The organism is Agarivorans sp. (assembly GCF_050295395.1).
In the GTDB taxonomy this organism is placed as follows: domain Bacteria; phylum Pseudomonadota; class Gammaproteobacteria; order Enterobacterales; family Celerinatantimonadaceae; genus Agarivorans.
The window spans coordinates 1-7,554 of record NZ_JBNKPP010000120.1 but is presented as its reverse complement, the minus strand read 5'-3'; the positions used below and the strand labels follow the sequence as shown (position 1 = coordinate 7,554).

At 47.3% G+C, this 7,554-nt stretch carries 5 protein-coding genes; 4 read left to right on the top strand and 1 reads right to left on the bottom strand.

Annotation, left to right across the window (positions count from 1 at the left end):
* From ACQY6Q_RS07025 to ACQY6Q_RS07015, 3 genes are all read left to right on the top strand, one after another.
* Window positions 1-408: hypothetical protein (locus tag ACQY6Q_RS07025; protein WP_427979528.1), on the top strand; the 408-nt coding region annotated here is incomplete at its 5' end.
* Window positions 409-576: 168 nt separating this feature from the next.
* Window positions 577-1,941 carry a (Fe-S)-binding protein gene (locus ACQY6Q_RS07020; protein ID WP_427979526.1) on the top strand — a complete coding sequence of 455 codons (1,365 nt, stop codon included), beginning with the start codon at window positions 577-579 and terminating at the stop codon, window positions 1,939-1,941.
* A gap of 243 nt (window positions 1,942-2,184) precedes the next feature.
* Window positions 2,185-3,369 (top strand): aromatic amino acid transaminase, encoded by a 1,185-nt coding sequence (locus ACQY6Q_RS07015; RefSeq protein ID WP_427979524.1) that lies wholly within the window; start codon window positions 2,185-2,187, stop codon window positions 3,367-3,369.
* Between the two features lie 115 nt (window positions 3,370-3,484).
* Here the strand turns inward: ACQY6Q_RS07015 and ACQY6Q_RS07010 are convergent, their stop codons facing one another.
* The gene (locus tag ACQY6Q_RS07010; protein WP_427979522.1) at window positions 3,485-5,125 is read right to left on the bottom strand and encodes a hypothetical protein; all 1,641 of its coding nucleotides are present in this window, start codon (window positions 5,123-5,125) and stop codon (window positions 3,485-3,487) included.
* A gap of 344 nt (window positions 5,126-5,469) precedes the next feature.
* Between ACQY6Q_RS07010 and ACQY6Q_RS07005 the strand changes: the two genes are divergently transcribed.
* Window positions 5,470-7,356, top strand: coding sequence for a RimK/LysX family protein (locus ACQY6Q_RS07005; protein WP_427979519.1), 1,887 nt, complete (start codon window positions 5,470-5,472; stop codon window positions 7,354-7,356).
* Window positions 7,357-7,554: the final 198 nt, after the last annotated feature.

Sequence of the window (7,554 nt, the reverse complement as noted above, 5' to 3'; positions counted from 1 at the left end):
ATGGCGACCTTAATAGCGATGCTGCCAGTACTGTTTTTCGCTACCTTCATTCTTAAGCAGCCGTTTTACTTTGCGGTATTTGGTTTAATCGCCATCGCCCTGCCGCTATTTTGCTGCTTTATTTGCTATAGCTTAATCTTCAAGCACCTGCCGCATCATTTATTTGTGTATATCTTTTGCGCCGCCTTTTTTAACGCGTTTTTATCTATTGTGCTGCATATTTCCGCTTGGTCACTGTGGTTGGCGCTGTGCGAAGGCTATAGCTGGGATTACCTTCAACAAAATTACCTGCTACTTATCCCGCTACTCGGCTTTCCCGAAGCGCTATTAAATGGCATGGCGATAACCCTAATGGTAATTTACCGCCCCTACTGGTTATATGATTATTCAGATCATCATTACTTTTAAAGCCAGCGCAGTGGCTTTGTTGTAATTGCGACAAGTGCTGCTTTGGTCATAAAAGTTGTTTTAACACCATATACTTAATCATTATAAATCAAAAGCTTAAACACACTCTGTCACGGCATGGTTCTTGAAACACTGATCTCTTTGTAGCGGCGAAGAGGTAAACGCGCAATGGACACCAAGCTAGATTGGTCAGCTTATTCTGAACAGGGCATGGGCGATGCCTATGCTGGCATACCTAAACACGGTGGCGACTTTGCCAAGGCGGTGGCGGTGTGCATTAATAGCGGCCACTGTGAGCGTGAACAGCGCGGCGTAATGTGCCCTAGTTTTCGGATTAGCCAAGATCCACTGCAATCTCCGGGTGGGAGAGTAAAACTGTTAAAACAGTGGCTTAACCGCGATCCTCAAGCCAAGCCCGACCCGCAGCTACTCAAGGATTTAAACAACAGCATGGATAGCTGCGTAGCTTGTAAAGGCTGCAAACGCGAGTGCGAAAGTAATCTCGACATAGCCCAAATCAAAGCCGAGTACTTGGCACAGCTGCCGATAAGCAAACGCGACCGCTTGCTGGCTCAGCTGCCACACTTGCTCTACCGCTTTGCTTGGCTTGGAAAACTAATAGCCTTACGCAATCACTGGCCGTTGCTAGCTCGCTTGGTGGATAACTACCTAGGTATCAGTGCTCAACTCAAGCTACCTGTACCAGCAAAAAAAGCCTTCGCCCCTAAACGCCAAGTTTACGCACCCTATCGTTATGCCCAGCCGCAACCGCCGCAGTCGGTGGTATTGTGGGTTGACCCTTTCACTGCGCTGTTTAAACCGCAGCATGCCAACGATGCCTTACACGTACTGCGCAGTGCTGGTTATAGCGTATGGGTAATTCATCCACAGTCACGGCCCGACAAAATATTAGACAGTGGCAGAAGCTTGTTTTCTAAAGGATTGATCGAGCCCGCCCGCCAGCAAGCACAACAACTCCTCACGGTGCTAGCGGTACATGTTCACTTTAAGCGGCCAATCATCGGCTTAGAGCCCTCAGCCCTGCTGATGCTACGGGATGAATACCTCAGCTTAGGCTTGGGTGAAGCAGCCGAAAAAACCGCCCAGCAGGCGCTATTATTTGAAGAGTTTTTAGCCCGCGAAAGCCAAAAGAGCGACTTCCACTTAGACCTGCGCCCCGGGCCGTTCAAACAGCCACTGCTAATCCATGGTCATTGCCATCAAAAAGCCGTGGGCGCGATGAAGTCGATGCGCCGAGTACTGCGCTTAGTGCCAGAGCTCGAATTCAAGTTTATTGAGTCCAGTTGCTGCGGCATGGCCGGTACCTTTGGTTTGGAGTCTGAGCATGTAGAGCAAGCTCGCGCCATGGCCGAACAAGGCTTAATGCCCAGTTTACGTGCCCAGCCAAACGCAGAAATTGTCAGCAATGGCTTTGCCTGCGCCTATCAAATTAGCCAACTGAGTGGTCGCCAGCCGATGCATTTAGCGAATGTACTCGCCGGTTGCTTGCCTGCGGCCAAAGGAAAACAATAGCACCCGTTAGTTGGCTTAGGCGAGCGACTAATGCCGTGGCTAAGCCAAATTCTGCACCTTTGACCAGGTGCAGACTTCGCCCATGGCACGCCCTGACTTTATTTAAACAAAATAAGCCCATTTGTTTCATTCACCAGCTCGCTAAACCCTCGACCTGTCAGCAATTATCGGTATGATAACAACACGGTTGCAATGGCTGTTAACAGCACCAAATTGCCTAAAGCTTAAATTGAAGGAATACCCATGTTTGCCAATCTCCCTCCTGCTAAAGATGACCCTATTTTATCCATAGGCATGCTGTTTAATGCCGATCCTCGAGAACACAAAATTGATTTGGGCGTGGGCGTCTATCGCAATGAACAAGGGCAAACGCCAGTAATGCAAGCTGTGACTCAGGCACAGCAGAATTTATTAGCCTCACAAACCACCCAAGCCTATATTGGCCTAGCGGGCAACGCCGAATTTAACCAAGCCATGCTAGACTTATTACTCAGCAACACCGCTGGCTACTCGCGCGCCATTGCCATGCAAACGCCCGGTGCCAGTGGCGCACTGCGCCTGCTAGCCGATTTAATCGCCAGCGCCAAGCCTCAGGCCAAGGTATGGTTGTCTACCCCTAGCTATGTGAACCATCAACCAATTATGCAAGCGGCGGGTTTAAGCGTTGATTTTTACCCCTATTTCGACCCCGCGACCAAGCAAGTTGATGAAGCGGCCATGTTAGAGCAAATCGCCAAACTAGGGCCCGATGATGTTGTGCTATTACACGGCTGCTGCCATAACCCAACCGGTGCCGATATTTCTCTAGAGGCGTGGCAACAAATTACCGAACTCGCGCTAAAAAACGGCTTCTTACCCTTTGTTGATTTGGCTTACCAAGGTTTTGGTCAAGGTATTGATGAAGACATAGCAGGGCTTCGCTACATGGCAGAGCATCTGCCAGAACTATTAGTGTCGTGCTCTAATTCTAAAAGTTTCGGTTTATATCGCGAACGCTGTGGCGCGGCCATCGTACTAGGCGAAACGCTAGAGCAGGCTAATAATGCCCGTGCCAAGTTGTTTGAATTGGCGCGTCGTAGCTATACCATGCCGCCTAACTGGGGCGCGGCCATCGTGGCCGAAATTTTAGGTAATCCGCAACTAACGCAGCTTTGGCAAAACGAGTTAAACCAAATGAGCCAACGCATGCGCAGCCTTCGCCAAGCCTTGGTTGAAGAGTTTACTAAGCAATCATCTAGCGAACGTTTCAACTACTTAAGTCAACATCAAGGCATGTTTTCATTAACCGGCTTCAGCCAACAACAAACCGAGCAACTGCGCGAGCAACACGCCATTTATGTGGTAGGCGGCGGTCGAATCAACATCGCCGGCATGGCCCAACAAGATATTCCTCATATTGTAGAAGCCTGCCTCGCCGTGGGAGCCTAAGCTCCCTAGTATAAATTTCTAGCCACACTGATCGATTAGCTAATTTACCGAGTTATTAAAGCAAGCTAACTGTTCAGTGAGGATAGATAAGTAACCCAGCCATTGCCGAATGACTTTAAACCAAATCTTTAGATTTAGTGCTTAAAATACGCTCTAATTTGGCGCTTAAACTAACGTTATTTTGACTTAAGTTGCTAATGTCTTGATGCGCTTCTGCTATCTCTCGACGTAATTGCTGGTTGTTTTGTTCCGTCAATTTGAGCTGGGTTTGTAGTTCTTTTATTTGGCTTTGCATGTTACCGGTGCCAATTTGCGCATCCAATATTTGCTCATCTAGCTGGCTTAAGGCTTGTTTAGTTAAACTATGACCCTGTTGCTCTTTATGAAGCTGCGCTTCTAAGTTACTAAGCTGCTGCTTTATTTCATTTAGCTGGCGCTCTTTAGCCATAACTCGGCTATCAGAATCGGCCATGGCACTGGTTAAATCAATTTGCGAATTGGCCGCGACTAATTGTTTCTTCACTTGAGCCAACTCGCTGGTAGCATCAAAGTATTTAGACTCTACACTCTCTAGTCGTTTAGCTAGCTCGGCTTGTTGCCGCTGGGATTTTTCTAGTTCAGGTAATACTGTTTCAAGCTGCGCTTCGGCGCTTCGGTTCACCGTATCCAAAGCCTGTTTATCGCCCTGTAAGGTAGCGACCTGCTGAGTTAGTTGCTGCAGTTGTTGACGTAAGAGCTCGATAGTTTTTGCATCATCTGTACCACGCTGCTCTAAGCTGTGAAGTTGCTCCGCTAGCTCGGCTTCTCGCTCAGCTGCTGCGGTTAAGGTTTGCGCATGTTCAGCTTGCTGGTGCAGCGCTTGTTGGCTCTGCTCTAACTGTTCATGCAAAGACTCGATTTGCTGAGCTAGCGCTTGCTGTTCAGTGCATTGCTGTTGGTGTTGCTCGCGCAACTGGGCGGCTTTAGCTTCCAGCTGCTGTTTGGTTTTAACCAGTACCGTCATGCGCTCATTCAGTTCGCATTGCTCGTCACTAAGCTGGCGGGTTAAAGCGGCTTCTTGCTCTTTTGCTGTAGTCATTTCTTGTAACTGGCGACGCAAGCTTTGCTCTAATTCAGACTGTTGCTGTTTGGCATTTTCCCCGTTTTGCTGATAAGCCTTTAGCTCATCTTGTACAGCAGCTAATTGTTCACTTAAGCGTTGTTTTTGTTGCTCTAACTGCTGGCACTGTTGTTGGCTGTTCTGTACGTCGGTCTGACTTTGCTCAAAGGCTTGCTGAACTTGTAGCTGAGCTTGCTTAAGTTTATCGATTTCACTAAATAACTCACCGGTTTTAGCGGCGGCGTGCTGTAGTTTCACAGCTTGCTGTTCAACTTCTTGTTGGGCTTGTATTCGCTGTTGATTGGCGTCCTTCAATTGCAGCTGATGTTCGGCCATCAGTTGCTCGCGCTGGGCCTCCCAAGCCTGCTGTTTTTGCTCACAAATACGTTTGATTCGCGCTTCAGTCGACTGTTCTAACTGAACAAACCAATCGTTTAAAGAGGCAGCAAAACCGTTTGGGAGCTGAGCAATGGCCCAGTGCTGCTGATAGCTTTTATGCAGCATTTTCTGAGCTAAGGCAATGGCCTGGTTAAGCTGCTCTTCGGTGGGAGGCTCTTCGCCATGCTCGATAAAAAACGCGCTAACCAAAGACGGTTCAAGCCGAACGCCCTCAGTTAACATCTGACGAACTAAATTTTCTATACTTTCAGCATTCATGACTCTTTCCAATCGAGCTCGCTTACACCAAGCCTCTATTACCGACGCAACGAACTATAACGAGGGCAAATTGGCTAAGCAATCAACAGCAACTAAAACAGTTAAGAGAATCATATTATTACTTTTATTCACCCAATAAAGCGGAAGCAAGCTCGCAGTTTGCCTAAATAAACAACAATTGAGAACAGCTAAGCTTAGCCTCTTTATTGTCCAGCTTGAACACTAAAATGGCTGATAATCAACTAGTTGAAATTCAGTTAAGCAGAACTTTTGGTCCGGTTCGAAGCAGTAACCAATGAAAATGATGTAAACTATTAATCTTGACCATAACCATAAGATAGATGATGAGCTTTTTTAATCGCACCCTCATTTCATTACTGTGTTTGTTCAGTGCGCTGTCGCCCAGCGTAGCCGCCCCCCTACAGCAAAGCCCTTTTTATGCCAATGGCGCCTATTATCAACTCGACAATAAACAGGTTATGGGCCGTATTGAGAATATTTATTATGCCAACATCGCTCAATTACACGGCGTAGCGGTGCCAGCCAAGATAGATACTGGCGCCGATACCACCTCAATACATGCCTTAAATATTCACGTGCAAAGTCAGCATCCACAACTAAAACACTTACACGATGAAGCCCTACTCAAGGCCATCGCCGAGCACTTTGGCGATCCGAGTACGGAGTGGTGGTTAGACAGTTTTGATACCCCAGAGCGAAATATTCAAGCCAGCGTAAGCTTTGATTTAGTCCACCCGCAAACTGGCAAACTTATTCCGGTACAACGCCCTCTAGCGAGAATAAGCGGCATCCAAGGCCGGGGCGAACACGGCATTTTATATCGACCAGTGGTAGAACTACTGCTCTCTTCCGGTGAGTTGAAGGTGACTACTGCCGTTAACCTAACCGACCGAAGCACCTTCTCTTACCCAATTTTAATTGGCAAAACCTTCTTAAAAAACCATGCCTGGGTTGATTCGAGCTACAACTACTTGCAACAAGAAGCACAAGCCAGCGTACTGGGCAGCAAAGAAACCGCCTATTTAGGCAAGCAGGCATTGGCGGTAAGTTTCTCTTTTTACTATCGGCGCAGCAGCTTAGACGCTCGCAATATAGAGGTAGACCTAAAACGACAACAAGTCAGCTTTGATGTTATCACTCCCCAACAGCGGCAACGGCTAAGCGCACCACTACTAAGAATGCTCAAGATTGGTGAAAATCAACAACCAGTAGTGAATCTAACACTTGATTTCGGCCAAACCAGCAAGTCAATTGAGTTGGTATTACGCGACCGCTCGGCGTTTTCTAGCCAATTGCGCTTAGGCACTGAAGCCTTAAACCAGCATTTCATGATTGACTTAAGTGCCAACTATCTCAGCGAGCAAGGGCTGAGCAAAGCCATTGATTACCATCCCAAGGCCTTAATGATGAGCCCCAATGAAGAGATTAAGCTAGAGGGTGTGGATTTTTCTGCGACACCTTCGTTAGCGGTAAAAACGTCCTTAATGCGAGTAAAACGCCTAAAAACCCTAGAGCGCAGTGGTCATGCTAAGTCGATTGCGGCCTTTAGCGCCACCGACAAGCAAGGCAAAACCTTTGTATTTGAACAAGATATTCAACGCAACATTACTGTTGGAGAGCAAACTCGGCCAATTATATCCCCAATTTTAAAACTAGGTGAACGAACACTACAGGCCGATATCGCCCTAGAGCAAACCACAGCCGATAAACCCGAAACGCTACTGATAGGTGAGCGTTTTGTCGACGGCCCCCTGCTGATTAATACCCGCACTGAGAACATCTTTAATAAAACACCACCGATCAAAGCCGGTTACGTGGAACAGGCGCAAGTCGAAGGTATAGCCATTGCGGTTAAGTTGGATACTGGCGCCGATCTCAGCTCCATGCATGCCGAAGACATCGAATACTTCGATAAACAGGGTAAGCCTTGGGTAAAATTTACCTACCGTAATAAGGCGGGTGTAGAACAGCAATTTACTCGCGAGGTGGTGGGGCGCATGGTCATTAAAGCCAGAGTGGGCGAAACTGCCGACTCTCGGCCAGTGGTGGAGATGCAGGCAAAATTAGGCGAATTGAGTAAACGAATTCGCGTGAATTTACAAAATCGCGCTAACTTTAATTACAGCATGATCCTTGGTAAAAACTTTCTTCGCCACGGCGTGCTAGTAAGCAGCGATGCCCCCTACCTACTCACTAAGCCACTTCACTAAAGCAACTTAAACTTAATAAAAATGGCCGCTAAGACCATTTTTATTAAACTGGAAATCGACAACAAAGCTAAGCAGCCGTTTTTCTTTTACACTCATACTCTTTGGCTTTATTGATCAAAGGCACAATGCTTGACCCCTGCACTAAAATAGAAAACACCACCACGGCGTAAGTCATTACCAATAGTACTTCACGCACAT

Bases quoted from the DNA above. Each gene is read 5' to 3' on its own strand.
- ACQY6Q_RS07010 (WP_427979522.1), bottom strand. From the start codon at position 5,125: ATGAATGCTGAAAGTATAGAAAATTTAGTTCGTCAGATGTTAACTGAG.
- ACQY6Q_RS07005 (WP_427979519.1), top strand. From the start codon at position 5,470: ATGAGCTTTTTTAATCGCACCCTCATTTCATTACTGTGTTTGTTCAGT.
- ACQY6Q_RS07015 (WP_427979524.1), top strand. From the start codon at position 2,185: ATGTTTGCCAATCTCCCTCCTGCTAAAGATGACCCTATTTTATCCATA.
- ACQY6Q_RS07020 (WP_427979526.1), top strand. From the start codon at position 577: ATGGACACCAAGCTAGATTGGTCAGCTTATTCTGAACAGGGCATGGGC.